This is a genomic window from Neobacillus vireti (genome assembly GCF_036962345.1).
Classification (GTDB): Bacteria; Bacillota; Bacilli; order Bacillales; family Cytobacillaceae; genus Neobacillus; species Neobacillus vireti_A.
Genome location: NZ_JBALNB010000007.1, coordinates 298,746 through 318,832 on the forward strand (window position 1 = coordinate 298,746; position 20,087 = coordinate 318,832).

Sequence of the window (20,087 nt, forward strand, 5' to 3'; positions counted from 1 at the left end):
TATAGATTTCGGCCCGTACCTTACTATATTTTTACTGGAATTTTCCCCATTGATTAAGCAGTTTAATGCGCAAAGCAAAATATAAAAATCAATGGGGATTGATTATTTAATGAAAAATAAATACTTGTTAAGCAATGAAGGGAGAGGAAATATTGAAAGATACTGCTGCAAATAACGTTATGGAAGAACCTCTAATAAAATTAAAAAAAGGACCGCTGATTACTGTTACATTAACCATTCTATTAACATATGTATTCGATTTATTTGTTGGGTCGGTTACTGGTGTAGCGACCCCAAGTATTATAGCAGAACTTGGCGGAATGCATTTTTATGCTTTAACCATTACAACATTTATGTTAGGGGGCAGTATCGGCAGAATTGTTTCTGGTAAATTAGGTGATTTATACGGTAGAAAATTAATTTTACAAATTGCCCTGCTTTCATTTGCCATAAGCAGTATACTTTGTGGACTTTCCAATTCAATCATGATGTTAGTCATTTTTAAGGCCCTTCTCGGTACGGCGGGAGGATTTTTATACACGACATGTTATGCTATGATCGCTGACTTTTATGGTCCGACAAAAAGGGTAAAAGTTTTAGGATATTTAGCATCCATGATTGGCGTATGTTATATTTTGGGGCCTCTTGTAGGAGGATATATTGTGGATACGCTCAGCTGGCGCTGGCTATATATCATCCCTGCACCTTTCTTATTGCTTAGTAGTTTATTAATTCATAAAACTCTTCCTTCGGTTAAAAAAACAGTTAAAGTAACGATTGATTATACTGGTATTTTGTTACTTTGTACCGCAGTTGTCCCTTTCCTTTTAGTCCTGACTTGGGGTGGAACCAAATATTCATGGGGATCACCCATTATGATTGTATTTTATTTAATTTCAATCTTATCGTTAATTGCATTTGTTTACGTTGAGCGTAAAGCTGTTGAACCCTTATTACCTCTAAGTTTACTTAAAAATCGTTCCTTTTTGTTACCAACGTTTTGCTATGCTATAGCATGTTATGGAGTTGTTATTTATGTAAGTTACATTCCATTGTATGGGCAGGCGGTTAAAGGAATGTCAGCCTCGGCCTCAGGGTCTCTCATTACACCACTGATGATATTCACCATCATTTCTACACAAGTAACAAGTATGATTATAGCTAAAACAGGCCGGTATAAAACAATGCTTTTATTTTTATTTGTATGGACATCCATCATCATGTATCTGATTTCAGGATTTAACGAAAACTCTAGTCTTCCGTATTTGTACAGTGTTTTATGTATGGTTGGTGTGTCTATGGGCGCATTTAATGTAATATTTGTTACTTATCTGCAAAATCATCTGCCGCATAAGCAAGTGGGTGTGGCGACAGGTGCCTTGTATTTTTTTGGAAATATTGCAGGGGTAATCGCATTATCAATCGCGGGACTTATCATGAATACAATGTGGCAAATTGATAAATACATGCCGCAACGACTTAAAGAGGAATTACCTGACTCAGGAATCAATCTGATGTCAAGTACACAGACGCTTACGAACAAGCAGGCTGCTGCAGAACTGAGAAGCCAGCTTCCATCCGAATTGCATGGTGTATTTGACAGTACCATTTTAGAAATGAAAGCGGTTTTGGTTCAAATATTTGATTATGTGTATTTAATAAATGCAGGATTAAGTATTCTCGCCGTTTTCGTCATTGCCATCTTTTTCAAAGAAAAGAAAGTTAGAAAGCAGAAAATAGAAGCGGAAGAATCAGTTTAAAAAAGAATAGGCATGGGCAAACCGTTTTTAGAAATGGATCCTGAAGCCTACCATAAAGTAATCGATGTGTACCAGCATGGAGTCTATTACGGAATGTTATAGTGCAAAAAAATGGTTGAGTTGGGAATTAAGAACGGTGTAATCGTCAATACGCATCCATTTATGAAACGATAGTCTCTACAGGAAGTTTTAATTACCATACTGCAAATGCAGTAGTAGTCATCATGACCAAAGCTGGTGCACTTGATTATTGGTACGCCCATATTTAAAACCGTTGAACATTTGAAAAACACTTTTGCTAATCAACATACAAGAAAAAAACTTAAAGAATCATGGAACTTTGCCGAGGTTGTTGCATTCTTATTCTCGTCTAATTTCGATGCAATAAATGGAAGTTTATTCCTGCAGGCGATAGATTCTTAAGTTTTAAGAATCATATTTTGTAATGTGTTTTTACAATTATCACGTTTTTTATATTATTTTTATAAAAAATTATCTTAGGAGGATTGGAATGCAGAAGTTTGATTTTACAAATAAGGTTGCCGTCGTAACAGGAGGCGGTGGAGGAATTGGGCGGGCAGTGAGCCTGAAATTAGCTGAAGCGGGTGCAAAGGTAGTCATTGTTGATATTTCTGAAGATGCAGGAATGGTCACTGTCAATCAAATCACAACACAAGGCGGCGAGGCCATATTTATTCAAACTGATGTAACAAAAGAAGAGGATATACAAAATTATGTGCAAACAACGATTGACCGATATGGAAAAATAGACATCTTTTTGAATAATGCCGGTTGGGAAGGAAAAATAAGTTCACTAGTTGATTATCCAACTGAAGAATTTGATAGAGTTATGAGCATAAATGTCAGAGGTGTATTTTTAGGATTAAAATATGTAATGCCATATATGATAGCTCAAAAAAGTGGAGCGATTGTTAACACTGCATCCGCAGCGGGACTTCAAGGAACTCCGAATTTGGCAGCATACGGTGCCAGCAAGCACGCTGTACTCGGCTTAACGAAAACTGCTGGTTTTGAAGGAGCAATCCATGGTATACGTGTAAATGCTGTATGTCCGGGTCCTGTAAACACTGAAATGATGTGTTCCATTGAAAGAGGATTTGGAAAAGGTGATCCGGAAGCAGCATTAATAAGCAGAAAGGCAATGGCAGTTAAAACACCAACTGGCCGTTACGCTAAGCCAGAGGAAATAGCAAACCTTATGATGTACCTTGTATCGGACTTCTCAACTCATATTATTGGCCAACAATTTGTAATTGATGGTGGGTTAATTTTAACATAATAGCCATCAGAGAATGGAACTGGTCCGGTTATCCGTGTATTATTAATGGTTTCCTAGTATTTCAGGGGTTCAAGAATCCATTCATTTTATAGGATATTTCCTTCAATAAGTAGAGAATAATTTTAATCATTATCTGTTAACGATGAAGGGAGAGGAAACAAACCTTTAGGAATCACTTAATTTAATAGCTTTTTATAATTTTGTTAAAAAGACAAAATCCCCAAAATTCGTAATCATTTCCTTTGAATAGTAATAGGAGGGATAGAAGTAAAATGAAGAAAAAATCATTATCCGTTTTTTTATGCCTGACAGCGATTCTTACTATTATTGCTGGGTGTAAGCAGCAGGAACCGGTAAAAAACGAGGTAAATAAAGAGAAAGAACAACCGAAAGAGGTTGCACTTACGACAGAGGTACTTTTTAAAGAAACCGATGATCTTACTAAAATTGCGACCCAAACCTATATTTGGGGTTATCCGCTGGTAAGTGCTGCAAATATTCGTCAAAATAAAACATTGTCAGACCCTACAGTAGGTCGTAACGGGACACCAATTAACTCATTTGGTCATGCAAAGCAGCTTGCGGATCCTTCTAATCGGTCTGGACCGGGACCAAATAATGATACTATGTATAGTATTGCATGGATAGACCTTGAGGATGGGCCATTTGTTATAGAAACACCGGATTTTGGTTCGAGATACTATACATTTTCTATAAACTACTCAGATTCCAGCGCCGATAAATCTCTTGGACAACGAACTCATGGGGGTCAAATGCCGCCTTTGTTTATTACCGGTCCAGATGATGAAATACCAGTTCCCGATGGTATGGAGGCAGTTGTTAGTCCAACACGTTACTTACTTATAGCAGGACGTATTTTGGTAGATGGTGAAAAAGATCTTCCTAAGGTACATGAATTACAGAAACAAATAAAGCTTCGAACCTTTGAAGACTATAAAGCAGGAATAGACCGGCAACCTCTAATTTCTAATCAACGCCTTCTTAATGAAGGGATTAATGAAGGTGATGAATTTGCTTTCCTTTATCAATTAGGAAATGTACTAAAAGATTGGTGGGTACGTGATGAGGAAAAAGCGCTTTTGGATAGATTTTCAGCTATTGGTCTAACTACGGTAGGATTTGATCCAACTGTTCTTAGTGATAAACAAAAGCAAGAAATCCTTCATGGATTGGAACAAGGTAAAGAATTCGTTAACGAGAGATCCAAAAATTTAGGACGGAATATTAATGGCTGGACAATCAATAACCTTGGACCGCGATTCGGTGATGATTATCTTCTTAGAGCGGCAGTTGCAAAGGATCAAATTTATGTTGCGATACCAGAGGAAGCCGTCTATCCAATCGGCCGTGTTGATGTTAATGGTGACCCACTTACCGGAGAAAAAAGCTACAGGATTGTTCTTGATAAGAATACAACGCCGCCTGTAAAAGCATTTTGGTCTATTACTTTGTATAATGACCAAGGATTTATGGTGGAAAACGAAATTGACCGGTTCTCGATTGGAGACCGTACAGAAGGATTGATCATAAAAGAGGATGGCACTATCGAAATTCGTATCCAAAAGGATAAACCATCAGAAGAGGATGTTAACTGGCTCCCGGCTCCTGAAGGAATTTTTTATTTTATGATGCGTCTGTATATACCGGAACAGCAGGTTATTGAAGGTAAATGGGTTCCAGCTCCGATTGTTCCGATAGAATCTAAATGATGCGAATTTAAGTACAGATAAAAGAAGTTACTGATATTCTGCTCTTGAAGCTAATGTTGCTAAGGTAGAGGGAGTAGAGTTTCCATTCATATTAATAGTAGATATAGGGTTGAATTTTCTGAACTTTATTTCTTCGGTTTCCCTATTGATAAATAACACTAAAGTGCAATCCAATATCAGAGTAAATCAATAGGGGATTTATCTATTTTTAATGGAAATTGAATTGAAAGTAGGGGGAGGAGCCATGCATATGAGGAATACATTTAACGTTATCAGATCCTTAACAAAGATTTCTATGTATTTAGGTTTTGCCACATTGGTGTTGATGGTTTTATTACTTACAGCTTCATCTATTTCCAGAAACGTAGGCAGTCCGATTTTGGGGGATGTTGAACTTTCTACTTTGTTAATGGTTGTTTTAATTTTCCTAGCAATACCATACACCCAAAATATGGATGGACATGTAAAAATTGGACTTTTAGTGGACCACTTTCCACAAAGAATTCAAAAATGTTTAGATATCATCTCATCCGTATTAACCTTTTTCTTTGCCATTATGATTTCGGTTGTTTACTATCATACGGCTGTAGAACTTTTCATTGAGAATCCCCAGTTTTCAGATCTTTTAGGGATTCCATTGTACCCATTTAAATTTCTGATTGTATTTTCTACTATATTATGGGCTTTGGAATGTGCCCTGAAAGTTGTTGAAGATGTATTAAGTTTAGTAAAGAACCGGGTCAAATTAGTTGAGAATGTAACAAGTTTGGGAAATAGTCAAGTGGAAAAGGTAGGGGAATAAAATGTCCTTGGAAACTATAGGCTTTTTAGTAATTGGTGCAATGTTTATTTTGATGTTTTTAAGAATTCCAATCGCTATTGCTATGGCAGTTCCGTCTATTATTGCAATCTATTTTTTAAGAGGTGAACGGGCTATATTTGGTGCAATTGAGAGTATTTTATGGACTCATAGCGCTAATTATAATTTAATTACCATTCCAATGTTTATATTAATGGGACAATTAATATTTTATTCTGGAATCGGTGAAGAATTGTTCTCAATGTTTAGAAAACTTTTTGGCAAAATAAGAGGCGGAATGGCGATATCCTCAATTGGTGCCTCAGCCATGTTTGCTGCAACTTCTGGTTCAAGTTTAGCGACTACAGGTACAATGGGTGTTATGGCTACAAAGCAGATGTTGAATGCTGGTTATAGCAGGTCATTAACAGGTGGAGCCATAGCGGCTGGAGGAACACTGGGGATATTAATTCCACCAAGTAATATATTTATCATTTATGGGATGCTTACAGAACAGTCAATTGGTCATCTTCTTATGGCGGGAGTTATCCCAGGGATTATTTTGACTTTATTATTTATGTTAACCATTAAGATTGTAATTGCCTTAAACCCAGGGATGGCTCCTGAGGGAGTATCTTATAGTTTAAAGGAAAAATTATCAAGTCTTCGGCCAACATTGTGGACTATAGCATTATTTGCTCTTGTTATTGGAGGGATGTATTTCGGTCTTTTTACTCCGACTGAGGCTTCTGGTGTTGGTGCTGTTGGTGCATTTCTAATTGCATTAATCAGAAAAAAATTAACATTAGTAAAACTTAAGGATACTCTTGCCGAAACACTTAAAACTACTGGATTTATTTTTACCATTGTGATTGGTGCCTTTTTTCTAAGTTTCGTAGTATCGATAACACGGCTGCCTTTGATTTTAGAAGGATTTTTTGCAGATCTTTCTTTACCGCCTTTTGCAATATTTGCTTGTATTATCCTTATGTATGTTGTATTGGGCATGGTATTGGACACAATGGCAATGATTGTTGTAACCATACCAATTGTATTACAAATTATTCAGATGTTAGGATTTGATCTTATTTGGTTCGGGGTTATTATTGTATTGGTTGTCGAAATGGCAATGATTACACCACCAGTTGGTATGAATTGTTTTGTTCTTAATAGTGTGGTACCAGAATTAAATCTTAAAGAGATTTTCAAAGGCGCTTTACTATTTGTTGTCCCAATATTGGTTTTAATTGTGTTACTTTTCTTTTTCCCTGAGATCGCGTTATTTTTACCTCAAACCATGAAGTAACATTTAGGACATCCTGCTGTTCAATAGACAGAATATTAAATATACTTTGACGGTTATAGAAGGCGATGCTAGAATTAACATATATTTCTAGTGGTGCGTATAACCATATAATATATTAATGCGGCATTCGTATAATATTATAATTAAAAAAAGAAGGATGAATCGCCATTATTATCTTCAACAATTAGAGATCGTAGAAGGTCCAAATTAATATGTTGTGAAAATTATAGTGAGGTGTGGACTGAATAATGGAAAATGGCATTTTAGATTTATTGGAGCAAGTACAGCGTTTACGAAGTATTCAAGATATAAGAAATTTAATTACAACTTATTGTCAAAGTGTTGATTCATGGGATAAAGAGTCTTTTTTAAGTATTTGGGATAAAGAGGCAGTCTACATGGTTCCTAGAGGTGTTTCAAATGGAAAAAAGGAAATTGCAGAAATGTACGATAAGATAACATCAGCTGAACAAAACCATCACCATCATGTAACCAACTCTAAAATAGAAATTAATGGGGATAACGCTACAGGTGTTTCTGATGTTTTATATTATCGTTTGATAAATGGCGAGTCTACCTATTTATCTGGAAGGTATTATGATGAATTTTGTAAAAGCTCAGGAAAATGGCTGATTAAGAGACGAGAATTCAAACCTCAGGCAACGATAAGCCCTCTTTTTAATAGAGTCTGAAAGCAAAGAGAAGGAACGATTACCGAGATTGAAAATCAAGATTATGGTGCACTAGAATTAAGGATTTAAGGATGTGAATTGAAATGAGTAAGCTATTTTCTCCCTATCAAATTAAAGATGTCACATTAAAAAATCGGATCGTCATGTCTCCAATGTGTATGCATTCAGCTAAAGACGAAGATGGGACAGCAACAGAGTGGCATAAGCTCCATTATGGAATTCGAGCGGTAGGCCAAGTAGGACTCATCATGCTGGAATCTACATCTGTACATCCCCATGGAAGAGTTTCATTTACTGATTTAGGGATCTGGGATGATAAACATATCGAAGGTTTAAGGAGTATTGTAAATACAGTCCATGAAAATGGCTCGAAAATTGCGATACAACTTTGTCATTCAGGCAGAAAGGCAGTAGGTGATAGCGTTTTTGGCCCATCACCAATTGCTCATAATAAGGAAAAGAGAACACCGAAAGAAATGAGTATCGCAGATATTAAAGCAGTGGTCGAATACTTTAAGAATGCTGCAATCAGGTGTAAAGAAGCTGGTTTTGATTTAATCGAGTTACATGGTGCACATGGATATTTAATTAGCAGTTTTCTATCACCATTGTCAAATAAAAGAACGGATCAATATGGAGGTTCAAGAGAAAATCGCTATCGTTTCTTAAGGGAAGTTATTGAGGCCATTAATACGGTTTGGAGAAATCCTTTGTTTGTCCGCTTATCTGTAAATGAATACCATCCAGCCGGAAATTCAATCGAGGATTTTATTTATTTCTCACAACAGATGAAAAGTCAGGGTGTTGATTTAGTTGATTGCAGTTCAGGCGGGGTTGTCCTCGCTGAAATTGATTCCTATCCAGGTTATCAAGTTCCATTGACAGAGAAAATAAAAAAAGGGGCTGATATTGCTACCGGAGCGGTAGGCTTAATCACACATGCACTCTTGGCAGAGGAAATGCTAAAAAATAATCGTGCTGACTTAATTTTTATTGGCAGAGAGTTGTTGCGGGATCCATTTTGGCCGCTAACCGCTGCTCATCAATTAGGAGAGTTTATTCAACCGCCTTTCCAATATGACCGGGCATGGAAGGAAATGTTAATAAAGGAAAACAGTTCAATCGTTCAAAGATGGGTCCCTGGGCATGAAGCATTAGCGCTTAAATTATAAAGCAAATATAAATGAAGCAATATTTTTAGAGTAGAGAAATGAGCTGTTAGCTAGAGAGAGGTTCGTGATAAAATGGAACATTTGCTGATACAAGAGAGAATACACCAGCTAGAGGCCATTAATGAAATTAGAAAATTAATAGCCAACTATTGCCATGGTGTTGATAAAAGGGACCGGGAGACTTTTTCAAGTATTTGGCATGAAGAAGGGGTTTGGGTGGTTCCAAAGCATCGAACTTGCTCTGGGAAAAAAGAGATTGAAAGTTTGTTTGATTCTATTTTGGCTAGTAGAGAAGAACAACACCATCATACAACGAATTCTTTGATCGAAGTGAATGGAGATTCTGCAACAGCCCTTTCTGATGTTGTCTATACCTATACAGATAGAAAAGGGAAATCAGAATTATTATCTGCATCTTACCGGGATGAATATACAAAGAATACAGGGAACTGGCTATTAAAGAGAAGAGAACTTTTTTACTTTAACATTAAAAGCCCTTTATTTTAAAAAAGGCGGGCATGACACTTGGCTAGATTCACATGAAAACAACATCATTAGATTGTATACCATGGCCTCGCTAACTTGAGGATTCCGAATATTCGGTCATATTTGTCTCAGGCACTATTTCTAATTTAGCCATCTTTTACAAAAACAAAAATAAGAGATAGTGGTTTGGCGACAATGGACATTAAAACTGATAGGTAAAGGGGGATTCTAATGAAAAAGAAATTGTATGTGTTAGGGCTTATGGTTTTGATTCTTTTGTTGGCAGCTTGTGGAAGTGAAGAATCTGCTGGTAAGGAAACAAAAAAAGGAAATGATTCTGCAGGAACAAGTGATAAAACATATGTTCTTAGAGCATCTCATAGTTACTCAGGACAAGAAATAATGGGGAAGCTTGCAAATTCCTTTAAGGAAGAGGTAGAAAAACAAAGTAAAGGCAGACTCAAAATAGAGGTATATCCAAGTGCTCAGCTTCTTCCTTATGATCAGGAAATTCCTGGGTTACTTAATGGTCAAATTGATATGGCTTTTAATGGTTCTTCTGGATTAAGTTCCATAGAATCAGCTTTTGACGTATTGGCATTACCATTTTTATTTGATTATGATCCTGACAATTTTAATGTAGCTATAAATAGTTTAAGAGACTATATGGAACAAGAAAATGGCGGAAAACTTTTATTGAAAAAAACGGAAGAACGCGGAATAAAACCTTTAGGCACCTTTGTTGGAGCAGACCCTGGTCTTATCTGGACAAGAGACAAGGAAGATATGGTTACGAATAAGGATAGTATGAAAGGGTTAAAGGTAAGGATTTATGGAGGCAAATTGGTTTTAAAAACATTTGAGAGTTTAGGTTCGAGTGGTGTTCCAATTGTATCGACAGAACTTATTCCAGCGTTACAACAAGGGATTATTGATGGGACGATTGCCTCTATTGTACAAACGGCTGATCGAGACTTACCAGTAAAGGCAGGTACGTTTTTACCGGTTGTTTATTCTATTAACCCTGTAATTATGTCTAAAGCAAAGTTTGATCAATTGCCAGCTGATCTTCAAGAAATTTTGTTAGAGGCTGGAAAAACTATTCAAGAGCAAAATGATGAAATGCTAACAACACATTATAAAGAAGCTAAGAGCAAACTTGAAGCACAAGGGGTAGAGCTTTACTATCCTACGGATGAAGAGATGTCAGAGTATAAAAAAGCAGCAAGCCCAGTCTATGATATGTTCAAAGAAACTGTAAAAGATGGGCAAAAGTTGATTGAAGCCGCCCAATCTAACTAACTTATAATAAACATTTGCTTTCCCCATCTTATAAACTTTAATAATCTAAGAGGCATGCTAATGAAATAATCGAGTTTATACTAACCCGGTATAAACTCGATTCATTTCAAATCGAATATGATCAAGAGGTGGATAAAAATTGAATTTTATTCCTAGGATTGAAAATTACACTCGCTGGATTGATAAAAGTCTGTCTTTCATAGCGTGTACACTCTTAGTATTTAGTGTATCACTCGTTATGTACAGCGTAATTATGAGATACTTTTTTGATATTTCGTATCCAATGATTGAAGAACTGTCCCGATACTTCATTATTTATTCTGTCTTTGCATATATAGGACCTTTAATTAAAAATGGGGAGCATATAAAAATGGATATGTTACCCAATTATCTGAAAGGTAGAAAGAAGTATGGGTTAGATTTATTCATTAATATCTTATTATTATTGGCTTTTATATTTCTCTTTTGGAACGGTATCAAATGGGTAGATTCGTTAGTTCAAATGAATATGAGAACGAACTCAGGATTAGTATTAATGGCTTTGCCTGCGATAGCAGTTCCAATTGGTATGTTTTTCTCTTGTGTATATGTTTTTCAGCAAATCATTTTGGATATTTATAAATTTCGTGTAAATTATGAAAGTCATTCTTCAATTGAAGAGAATTCTTCAAAATCCATTAATGAAACGACACAGCAAGAAGAAATTGCAACACCTTAGAAAACGTAATACTTTTTAGATGAACAAAGGAGGAAAGTCATTTTGTTAGCTATAGCGATTATAATTTTTTTAATCCTACTATTTATTGGGGCTCCAATATGGTTTGTATTGGGGATGAGCGGAGGATTTCTAGCTGTATTTGGAATGAATTTACCAACCGCCAATGTGCCTTCACATTTTTTTATAGCTGCAGATAGCTGGATTCTTTTAGCTATACCATTTTTTCTACTTGCGGGCAATTTAATGACTTTTATGGGTACAGCTCATAGGATGCTGTCGTTCATTGTTCATGTAGTCGGCCATTTTCGCGGGGGCCTTGCAATAGCTGCTGTCATAGCATGCGCCATATTTGGGGCACTTTCAGGATCAGCAGTTGCCACCGTTGTTGCAGTGGGTACGATGGTTATTCCACATATGTTAGAAGCAGGCTATTCCAAAGAAAATAGTTTAGGTATTATATCGGCATCAGGTACATTAGGTGCAATGATCCCTCCAAGTATCATTATGATTTTGTATGCGTCTATCGTACAGGTAAATGTTTCCGATCTTTTCTTAGCAGGTATCGCACCAGGTATCATGCTTACCATTCTACTTGTTATCACAGCAATCATCGTTAGTTATCGGGAAAAGGCAGTAGGTAAATCGAGGAGTTCCAGTAAGGAGATAAGTTCATCATTTGTGCAGGCTATTCCAGCCTTGTTAATGCCAGCAGTCGTTTTAGGGGGAATTTATCAAGGAATCTTCACTCCTACCGAAGCGGCGGCCATTGCAGTCTTTTACGTATTATTGATTAGTTTTATCTTTGAACGTAAAAACTTTACAAAAAATAATTTAATAAAAAGTATAAAAGGTGCAGTGGTTACAACCGCAGCAATTTACATCATTCTAGGTGGAGTATCATTATTTTCTCAATCTCTTACTTTTTCTCAAGTTCCACAGCAGATTACGGAGTATGTCGCCACAGTTAATGTACCGGCATGGTTAGTGATGTTAGTTATTGTGTTATTTCTATTATTATTAGGAACATTTTTAGAACCGGGTCCGATCCTTTTTATCACCGTTCCTATTTTATTACCAACCATTTTGAATTTAGGAATTGATCCAATCCACTTTGGGATTATCATGGTTATTTGTTTAATGATAGCGCAAATCACACCTCCCGTTGGTATGACGCTATTTGTATTAAGTTCAAATTTCAAAACAAATGTGGGCGTAGTGATACGAGGTTCACTTCCTTATATGTATGCTCTTATAATCGGTTCAATCATTATTTTGTACTTCCCTTGGTTAAGCACATTTTTAGTAGATTAATGATTTATTTATTGGATGAAAAGGTATCTAAATAAGCATTTCTTCATTCTCCGTTTTGTACCAATTCAATTTTAGGGGGTGAGGTTAGCATAATAGTTAATAGATTATTTCTATAATTACTTAGTATGCTAGGAGGGTTAATAGAATGGGAAAGAATATATTATGTAATAAAGAAGACATCAAGCCAGGAGAAAAGAAGGTTTTTCAAGTTGGAAGGGCCTCTGTTCTTGTTGTTAGAAATGGAGATAAGTTTTACGCAATACGAAATGCGTGCCCTCATCAGGGGGCAGAGTTAGATAAAGGCTTTTTAGGGCCAGTTGCTCGTTCTTCCCAAGTAAAAGAATTCTGTCTTGAGGAACATGGCGGACACATTTATTGTCCATGGCACCGATGGAGTTTTGATTTGGAGACAGGATGTTCAGATCATGATCCAGTTAATGAAAAAGTGAAAACGTATGATGTAAAGGTAGAGGGGAACGATTTGGTAGTATATGCCTAGTATGAAAGAAGAGAGGGGATTCATATGACTAACACGGTTGAAGAAAATATCGATAATACTTTGAACCAAAAAACAAAAGTACCTGTCATTGATTGTGACCTTCATGCCAATCCTCATTCGCAAAATGATCTATTGCCATATATGAGTGATTATTGGAAAAATTTTATGATAGATTGTGGATGGAGAGGAGTTTTTCAAGGGGCGCCTGCAATGGCAATTCTCCAACGGAACTGCCTTGACAGTGATACACCTGAGGGCGGCACGGGAGCTTCTTCATTACGTTATTTTAGAGAACAAATAGCCGATAAATATAACTATGCCTATGCAGTTATTAACCCTGATGCTACCTGGTTTATTTCTGCTTCTCCACAACTTGAAATGGCAGCGGCAGTAGCTTCCGCCTATAATGATTGGCAAATTGAGCATTGGTTATCGAAGGATCCGAGTATGCTTGGATCTGTTGTAGTTGCAGCTCAAAATCCTGAAGAAGCAGCTCGTGAGATTGATCGCGTCGGCAGTCATCCTCAAATCGTTCAAGTGGCATTACCGAGCTTTAGTCCTTATGGGGCATGGGGAAATCCGCGGTATTACCCTATATGGGAGGCAGCTATACGAAACGGACTTATCATTACTTATCATGTATCAACCCGTGGGGGATTATATAGAGATGGTTTTGAAGTTAACAATTTTGCGGAGAGTCAAACAGGTAATGGAATACCACTTCAAGTAGCAATGTCGAGCCTGGTATTTAGCGGTGTGCTTGAGAAATATAAAGAGCTGCGTTTCCTCTTTAATGAAGGAGGTTTTGGCTGGGTTCCAAATACTATGTACACAATGGATACTCATTGGCCAATGTTAAGACGAGAGGTTCCTTGGGTAAAACGTCCACCGAGTGAACAGGTTCGAGAGCATTTTTGGTTTGGAACACAACCATTGATTGAACCAAACCGGCCAGAGGATACAAAACATGTTGTTGATTTGGCAGAAATGATTGGCAGGGATAAAATTGTGTATACAAGTGACTATCCGCATTTTACCTACAATCCACCGGAAATTACATTCAAACATTTTCCAAAGGAATTTAGAGAGAATATCCTCTATAAGAATGCAGCTAAGTTATATGGATTACCAGTTTCAATGGAAGTTAACAAATAAATTATTTGTGAGTTTAAATTTACCAGCTCTGTTTCTACTTCATATTTTATCGGGGATTTCCGACTTGTAAATTCTAAATATTCGGTAACCTCTTAAAGTAATTAGAGCAATAGCAAGATGAATCCAAGGAGGATAATAGATGAGTATAATACAAGTATCACTTGAAGAAAAAATTGAGAGATTAGAAGCAATTGAGGAAATTCGAAAATTAATTGCTAATTACTGTCATGGAGTGGACAAAAAAGAATATGACCTGTTTTTAAATATTTGGCATAAAGATGCCGTTTTTGATGTTCCACATATTCGTGTAGGCAGTGGCATAGAAGAAATCACTGACATGTTAGAAACGATTAAATCTAATTCCAAGGAATCCTATCATCATATTTCGAATTCGGTAATCGAAGTCAATGGAAATACAGCTAGTGGGATTCATGATGTGCTTTTTGGCCGTTTACTTGCCAATGACACGTATTCTCTTTTATCGGGTACGTACAGAGATGAATATGTAAAAGAAAATGGCAGATGGTATGTAAAGAAACGCGCATTTACACCACACCCAATTAAAAGCCCAATCTTCGATTAACGATCATCTTTTCCTTGTGGTCTATTAATTTTTGAAGTGGTTTAATGCCGTAAATGAAGTTGTAGAATAACCCCAATGTAACGGTTATATTTCCTAAACAGGAGGCATGTATCCAATGCCTCCCGTTTCTGTTTTGATAGTATGACCTCGTGAAGATTCGAAGTCAAATCGGCCTGTCGAAACAGCTGTACTCGCCAACGTATGGTGAGTAGGATATAAGATTCATCTTTTTCGAAGTTACAAAATAATTAAAAATATTTTTAAAATATTGTCAATTTGTCTATGTTCCATTATAATACAAACAAAAGGTGGTCCTGACAACCTTATATTATTTAAGGGGTCTTACTAGCATGTCAATGCCTAGTAAAGGAGACGAAGCTGAGTTTAGTTAATAAATGGGTTTCTTTTAGATTTACTTATGGAACTTATTATGACTGACTAAATTTGTCCATGAGGACCAGTCCATTACAAAGGGAAGGAGATGATATATACATAAAACAGTAGACTGGTTTATATTTGAAACGGTTTAATATAAAGACAATCTAATAATATGAAAACGTTTTAATGATTTGAATTAAAGACCTTCTGCTTATTTAATTTCATTTATAACTTTAACCTTGAGGAGGCAGAAAATTGATAAATACAATACATAGTCTTATAGAGAAATTAAGATTGTATAGAAAAATTTAGACTGAGTAATTTTTACCTTAATAAAGGTGCTAATAAATAATGTATTTTGTAATTTTTTATACTAGATAACCTTAAGGGAGAGAAGGATTTGAAAAACGAGAATGTGAACGTTCCTATTGAAAAACCTATCATTCATTTGGAAAAAAAGCCCTTATTAATTGTTACGATAACCGTCCTCATGACTTTTTACTTTGATATATTTGTGGGATCCATTCACGGAGTCTCAACCCCTAGCATTATCGCTGATCTTGGGGGAATGCAGTTTTATGCCATGACCATTACGACTTACATGCTGGGTGGCTCTATCGGGAGGGTGATTTCAGGTAAACTAGGGGATTTATACGGGAGAAAGCGAATTTATCTAATTTCCCTGGCTGTCTTTGCTTTCGGTCTTATACTTACCGGTTCAGCCCATTCTATTTCGGTATTAATTGCATATAAGTTAGTTCTTGGGATCGCCGGAGGCTTTTTATTTGCAACTGTTTTTGCGGTTATTGCTGATTTATATGTTTCAGTAACAAGGGTAAAAATATTAGGGTATTTATCTGCCATGCTTGGTGTTACATACATTACCGGACCCCTGCTGGGAGGATTTATCGTTGACACTATAGGTTGGCGCTGGTTATATTACTTCCCATTACCCTTCATGCTCATCGTCTTTTTTGTAGTTAACCACTACATGCCCACAGTAAAACGTGAGGTAAAAGTAAGAATTGATTATGCGGGAATTTTCCTTCTTTGCACAGCTGCGATCCCGTTCCTTTTGGCATTTAGTTGGGGAGGATCCAAATTTTCATGGGGCTCAGGTACGATGATAGCGCTTTATTTAATTTCCTTCGTTTCTATTATCCTTTTTATACAGGTTGAGCGCAAGGCGGCGGAACCTATCTTACCATTAAGTCTTTTAAGAAACCGATATTTTCTGATTCCTGTGATCGGACATTCCCTTGGGGCAGTTGTTGTTATTACTTATTTAACCTATGTTCCGCTATTTGGACAAGCAGTCAAGGGCATGTCAGCTGCTGTCTCTGGATCCTTGATAACGGCGTTAATGACCGTGCATATTATCTCTACTCTTATCTTAAGTAAGATTATAAGAAAAACAGGAAAATATAGAATGGTCATCGCATTGATATTTCTTTTTGATGCAGCAATGATGTACTTAGTATCAGGGTTTAATGATAATACAAACATTGTGTATATTTACACAATTATAGGTTTGATGGGCGTGAATTCGGGGGCCATTAATGTCGTATTCGTAGCCTATTTGCAAAATCATTTGCCGCATAATGTGGTAGGAACTGCAACAGGGGCGGAATATTTTTTCACCAATTTAGCGACTGTCGTCAGTTTATCCATTACCGGACTTATTATGAATCTAAATTGGCAAGTGGGTAAGTATTTGCCTGCAGAGCTAAAAGGAGCGTTATCTGAAGCGGAAATAGGTGTTATGTCAAGTACCCAGGCGCTCACAAACAAAACGGCAGCTGCAGAGATAAGAAGCGGACTTTCACCAGAGCTGCAGCAAACCTTTGATAGCGTGATAGTTAATATGAAGGATATAATGGTTCACATTTTTCATACTATGTTCTTGCTGAATGTCGTTGTTTTAATTATTGGCGCAATCTTCCTTGCATTATTTATGAAAAGTAAGAAAGAACAACAGGCAGGAAAAGAAACACAGGAAGTTGTTACTGACGCGGTATAACAGTCCTAATGACTTTAATCTAACGAATAATCTGGACCTAAACAGGAGGCAGGTATAATCCTATCCTCCGTTTAGGTTTTTCTATTTCGAACTTGTTGTTTCCTTTGGATGCTATTACAAACTCGTATAGTAATATTTCTTACTGAAGAGCAACAAGAGCAAGAATTCAGCCTCCTTCATTCCAGTTGGTGCATTCTTTTAAAGAAAAAAGGGAAAGAATTAGATTTTAATAGTCAGAAAATTAAAAAGCATTTGACAAATGGAGTAAAAGGATGCTAAATTTAGAGTATAGGTCAGGTGGTACGAACAACCTTATGACATATTAACGAGAGATGCTTATACACGCTATGTTAGGGATGCAATGAGAGATTGGCTAGTTAATAGTAAAGGGTGATCAAAGGGGGCTTAAAAAGCGATGAGTAATATCAAACGGGAAAGATTAGCTCAAAACAATATCAGCTTACCAGATTGTTTATTTTCAGATTATGTTGAGAAGGAGTACGGGATCAACAGAGGGGTCTATAATACTATTGATCTGTGGTTTTATAAAAATGGTCTAAAGGATTTGTTTAGAAGAAGAAAAGAAATTATTAATTTTCTTCATAATGTCCACGAAACCAGCCATTTAGATAATAAACGATTAAAATTCGGTCATGGTGGACTTTCTAAAAAATTGACTGATTATTGGAAAACCGTTTATAACACGACAGCATAAAAAGTATAATTATTATCTTGTTACTTTCGTTTAAAGGAATGATCATGATGTTGGACGTAAGCAGTATTATTCCCCTTTATTATCAATTAAAGGAAGTACTAAAAGAGACAATAAAGGAAGGTTCATGGGAAGAAGGGCAAAAAGTACCCTCTGAGAGAGAATTAATGGAAACATATAAAGTAAGCCGTGCCACAGTAAGAAAAGCATTAAATGAACTTATGGTAGAAGGAGTCATTTATCAAAAACAAGGGGTCGGAACCTTTATTTCTAAATCCAAAGTGACCCAGAATTTGATAGGGGAACTGAGTTTTAATCACCAAGCGATAAAGCAAGGGTTAATACCAAGCTCTAAAATTGTTTATAGTGCAGTAGAGAAAGATGTTCCAAATCGAATTTTAGAAATATTCCAGTTACCTCGATTTCATAAAACGATTAACATCGTCCGAAATCGTTTAATAAATAATGAGCCTTTAATGCTCGAGTCTTTATACATTCCACAACATTTTGCGCCCAACCTCTTAGATCAAGATTTGGAAAATACAACTATATTTGAATACTTAAAAAAAGAATGTAATTTAAACTTTACCCACTCCACATTAGATATCGAAGCTAACTCAATTAGTGAATTTGAAGCTCAATATTTAGGTTTTGATCTTGGGGTTCCAGCTCTATCGTTAGAACGGGTTGTTTACTCAGGTGAAAATGCCGTTATTGTTCAGAAACGAAAAGTAAGGGGAGATTGCTTAAAGCTATCCTTGACAGTTGGACTAAGTTTAGAAAGAGAAGATAATTATATTTTAGGGTTAGAGTTTAACCAACATTCCTAGGAATCTTAAGTAATAGCTTTGGCTGCAAAAGATTTTTGTAGAAAATTATAGGAATCATTCTTAAAAAAATAAATGAAACTGAGGTGTGTGTTGTGAATTTTGAATATTCGGATAAAGTGGTTCATCTGCAAAAAAAATTAAATCAATTTATGGAAGAAGTTGTCTTTCCAAACGAAAAAACGTATCACGAGCAGATGGAACAAGCTGAAAATCGTTGGGTATCACCTCCGATTATGGAAGAAATGAAAGGAAAGGCGAAGGCAGCCGGGCTTTGGAATTTATTCCTTCAAGATCCGGAATATGGAGCTGGGTTGAACAATCTTGAATATGCTCCTTTATGTGAAATAATGGGCCGTTCCCCTATCGCACCGGAAGTGTTCAACTGTCATGGTCCAAATGCACCTAATATAGAAATGCTGGTTCAATATGGGACTGATGAGCAAAAAGAAAAGTGGCTTCCTCAACTGCTAAACGGGGAAATTCTTTCTTGTTTTAGTATGACTGAGCCTCGAGTCGCTTCATCTGATGCGTTAAATATTGAGACGTCTATTGTCAGAGATGGAGATCAGTACGTAATTAATGGCAGAAAGTGGTGGTCATCAGGTGCGGCCTCTCCAAATTGCAAGTTTGCAATCGTTTTAGGGAAATCCAGTACCTCTGGGGAACGGCATAAACAACACTCGATGGTCATTGTACCGTTAGACACTCCAGGGGTAAAGATCATTCGAACTACACCAGTGTTTGGATATGACCGTGCTCCTATTGGTCATGCAGAAATTGAATTTAATAATGTTAGAGTCCCTGTCGCCAATATTCTTGTTGGAGAAGGGGAAGGGTTTGCGATTGCGCAAGGAAGGCTTGGTCCAGCTCGTATACAGCATTGTATGAGATCAATCGGGACGTCTGAACGTGCTCTTGAAATCATTTGCAAGCGTTCCATGGAGCGTGTTACTTTTGGTAAGCCTTTATCTGAACAAGGAGTTGTCAGAGAATGGATTGCCAATTCCCGTATTGACATTGAACAGTCTCGTTTATTGGTCTTAAAAGCAGCCTATATGGTAGATAAAGTTGGAAATAAGGCAGCAAAAAAGGAAATTGCCATGATTAAGGTAGCGGTGCCAAACATGAGCACAAAGGTTTTGGACAGGGCGATTCAAATACTAGGCGGAGCTGGAGTAACAGACGACTTCCCTATTGCTCACATGTGGACTCATGAAAGAGGATTGCGAATCTATGACGGTCCGGATGAGGTTCACCGTGCCACGATTGCTAAGTGGGAGCTGCAAGATTATCTGTGATGAGCTTTTCGATAGGAAGGATTTAATAGATAACGA

The 20,087-nt window shown here is 36.7% G+C and carries 18 protein-coding genes; all 18 read left to right on the forward strand.

Translation table 11 applies throughout. The annotated features are described in order from the left end of the window. The first annotated feature begins 152 nt into the window (after positions 1 to 152). The 18 genes from V7108_RS08925 (at position 153) to V7108_RS09010 (ending at position 20,051) form a co-directional block, all read left to right on the forward strand. Entirely contained in the window at positions 153 to 1,760 is a 1,608-nt protein-coding gene (locus V7108_RS08925; RefSeq protein WP_335567960.1) for an MFS transporter, read from the forward strand. 511 nt (positions 1,761 to 2,271) lie between these two features. After that, positions 2,272 to 3,060: a glucose 1-dehydrogenase gene (locus V7108_RS08930; protein ID WP_335567961.1), complete on the forward strand. Its 789-nt coding sequence runs from the start codon at positions 2,272 to 2,274 to the stop codon at positions 3,058 to 3,060. A gap of 272 nt (positions 3,061 to 3,332) precedes the next feature. After that, the gene (locus V7108_RS08935; RefSeq protein WP_335567962.1) at positions 3,333 to 4,790 is read left to right on the forward strand and encodes a DUF1254 domain-containing protein; all 1,458 of its coding nucleotides are present in this window, start codon (positions 3,333 to 3,335) and stop codon (positions 4,788 to 4,790) included. 250 nt (positions 4,791 to 5,040) lie between these two features. Beyond that, positions 5,041 to 5,592, forward strand: coding sequence for a TRAP transporter small permease (locus V7108_RS08940; protein ID WP_335516813.1), 552 nt, complete (start codon positions 5,041 to 5,043; stop codon positions 5,590 to 5,592). Between the two features lies 1 nt (position 5,593). After that, positions 5,594 to 6,895, forward strand: a complete 1,302-nt coding sequence (locus V7108_RS08945) for a TRAP transporter large permease (RefSeq protein ID WP_335567963.1) — start codon at positions 5,594 to 5,596, stop codon at positions 6,893 to 6,895. A 248-nt stretch (positions 6,896 to 7,143) separates the two neighbouring features. Further along, positions 7,144 to 7,587 carry a nuclear transport factor 2 family protein gene (locus V7108_RS08950; protein WP_335567964.1) on the forward strand — a complete coding sequence of 148 codons (444 nt, stop codon included), beginning with the start codon at positions 7,144 to 7,146 and terminating at the stop codon, positions 7,585 to 7,587. Positions 7,588 to 7,670: 83 nt separating this feature from the next. Continuing rightward, entirely contained in the window at positions 7,671 to 8,759 is a 1,089-nt protein-coding gene (namA, locus tag V7108_RS08955) for an NADPH dehydrogenase NamA (RefSeq protein ID WP_335567965.1), read from the forward strand. Between the two features lie 72 nt (positions 8,760 to 8,831). Beyond that, complete coding sequence (locus V7108_RS08960; protein WP_335567966.1) at positions 8,832 to 9,266, forward strand: nuclear transport factor 2 family protein; 435 nt, start codon at positions 8,832 to 8,834, stop codon at positions 9,264 to 9,266. Positions 9,267 to 9,476: 210 nt separating this feature from the next. Further along, positions 9,477 to 10,547, forward strand: a complete 1,071-nt coding sequence (locus V7108_RS08965; RefSeq protein WP_335567967.1) for a TRAP transporter substrate-binding protein — start codon at positions 9,477 to 9,479, stop codon at positions 10,545 to 10,547. 238 nt (positions 10,548 to 10,785) lie between these two features. Continuing rightward, a complete protein-coding gene (locus tag V7108_RS08970; RefSeq protein ID WP_335568140.1) occupies positions 10,786 to 11,265 on the forward strand; it encodes a TRAP transporter small permease in 480 nt (159 codons plus the stop codon). 42 nt (positions 11,266 to 11,307) lie between these two features. Further along, positions 11,308 to 12,576: a TRAP transporter large permease gene (locus V7108_RS08975; protein WP_335567968.1), complete on the forward strand. Its 1,269-nt coding sequence runs from the start codon at positions 11,308 to 11,310 to the stop codon at positions 12,574 to 12,576. Between the two features lie 145 nt (positions 12,577 to 12,721). After that, the gene (locus V7108_RS08980) at positions 12,722 to 13,075 is read left to right on the forward strand and encodes a Rieske (2Fe-2S) protein (protein ID WP_335511383.1); all 354 of its coding nucleotides are present in this window, start codon (positions 12,722 to 12,724) and stop codon (positions 13,073 to 13,075) included. A gap of 24 nt (positions 13,076 to 13,099) precedes the next feature. Further along, complete coding sequence (locus V7108_RS08985) at positions 13,100 to 14,230, forward strand: amidohydrolase family protein (protein WP_335511381.1); 1,131 nt, start codon at positions 13,100 to 13,102, stop codon at positions 14,228 to 14,230. Between the two features lie 139 nt (positions 14,231 to 14,369). Further along, entirely contained in the window at positions 14,370 to 14,813 is a 444-nt protein-coding gene (locus V7108_RS08990; RefSeq protein WP_335511380.1) for a nuclear transport factor 2 family protein, read from the forward strand. Positions 14,814 to 15,591: 778 nt separating this feature from the next. Beyond that, on the forward strand, positions 15,592 to 17,211 hold the full coding sequence (locus tag V7108_RS08995; RefSeq protein WP_335567969.1) for an MFS transporter: 1,620 nt from the start codon (positions 15,592 to 15,594) through the stop codon (positions 17,209 to 17,211). A gap of 415 nt (positions 17,212 to 17,626) precedes the next feature. Then, positions 17,627 to 17,926, forward strand: coding sequence for a hypothetical protein (locus V7108_RS09000; RefSeq protein WP_335519686.1), 300 nt, complete (start codon positions 17,627 to 17,629; stop codon positions 17,924 to 17,926). A 44-nt stretch (positions 17,927 to 17,970) separates the two neighbouring features. Then, positions 17,971 to 18,753, forward strand: a complete 783-nt coding sequence (locus tag V7108_RS09005; protein ID WP_335567970.1) for a GntR family transcriptional regulator — start codon at positions 17,971 to 17,973, stop codon at positions 18,751 to 18,753. 92 nt (positions 18,754 to 18,845) lie between these two features. Continuing rightward, entirely contained in the window at positions 18,846 to 20,051 is a 1,206-nt protein-coding gene (locus V7108_RS09010; protein ID WP_335519692.1) for an acyl-CoA dehydrogenase family protein, read from the forward strand. Positions 20,052 to 20,087 lie beyond the last annotated feature (36 nt).

Bases quoted from the DNA above. Each gene is read 5' to 3' on its own strand.
- V7108_RS08930 (WP_335567961.1), top strand. From the start codon at position 2,272: ATGCAGAAGTTTGATTTTACAAATAAGGTTGCCGTCGTAACAGGAGGC.
- V7108_RS08935 (WP_335567962.1), top strand. From the start codon at position 3,333: ATGAAGAAAAAATCATTATCCGTTTTTTTATGCCTGACAGCGATTCTT.
- V7108_RS08940 (WP_335516813.1), top strand. From the start codon at position 5,041: ATGAGGAATACATTTAACGTTATCAGATCCTTAACAAAGATTTCTATG.
- V7108_RS08945 (WP_335567963.1), top strand. From the start codon at position 5,594: ATGTCCTTGGAAACTATAGGCTTTTTAGTAATTGGTGCAATGTTTATT.
- V7108_RS08950 (WP_335567964.1), top strand. From the start codon at position 7,144: ATGGAAAATGGCATTTTAGATTTATTGGAGCAAGTACAGCGTTTACGA.
- namA (WP_335567965.1), top strand. From the start codon at position 7,671: ATGAGTAAGCTATTTTCTCCCTATCAAATTAAAGATGTCACATTAAAA.
- V7108_RS08960 (WP_335567966.1), top strand. From the start codon at position 8,832: ATGGAACATTTGCTGATACAAGAGAGAATACACCAGCTAGAGGCCATT.
- V7108_RS08965 (WP_335567967.1), top strand. From the start codon at position 9,477: ATGAAAAAGAAATTGTATGTGTTAGGGCTTATGGTTTTGATTCTTTTG.
- V7108_RS08970 (WP_335568140.1), top strand. From the start codon at position 10,786: ATGTACAGCGTAATTATGAGATACTTTTTTGATATTTCGTATCCAATG.
- V7108_RS08980 (WP_335511383.1), top strand. From the start codon at position 12,722: ATGGGAAAGAATATATTATGTAATAAAGAAGACATCAAGCCAGGAGAA.
- V7108_RS08985 (WP_335511381.1), top strand. From the start codon at position 13,100: ATGACTAACACGGTTGAAGAAAATATCGATAATACTTTGAACCAAAAA.
- V7108_RS08990 (WP_335511380.1), top strand. From the start codon at position 14,370: ATGAGTATAATACAAGTATCACTTGAAGAAAAAATTGAGAGATTAGAA.
- V7108_RS09000 (WP_335519686.1), top strand. From the start codon at position 17,627: ATGAGTAATATCAAACGGGAAAGATTAGCTCAAAACAATATCAGCTTA.
- V7108_RS09005 (WP_335567970.1), top strand. From the start codon at position 17,971: ATGATGTTGGACGTAAGCAGTATTATTCCCCTTTATTATCAATTAAAG.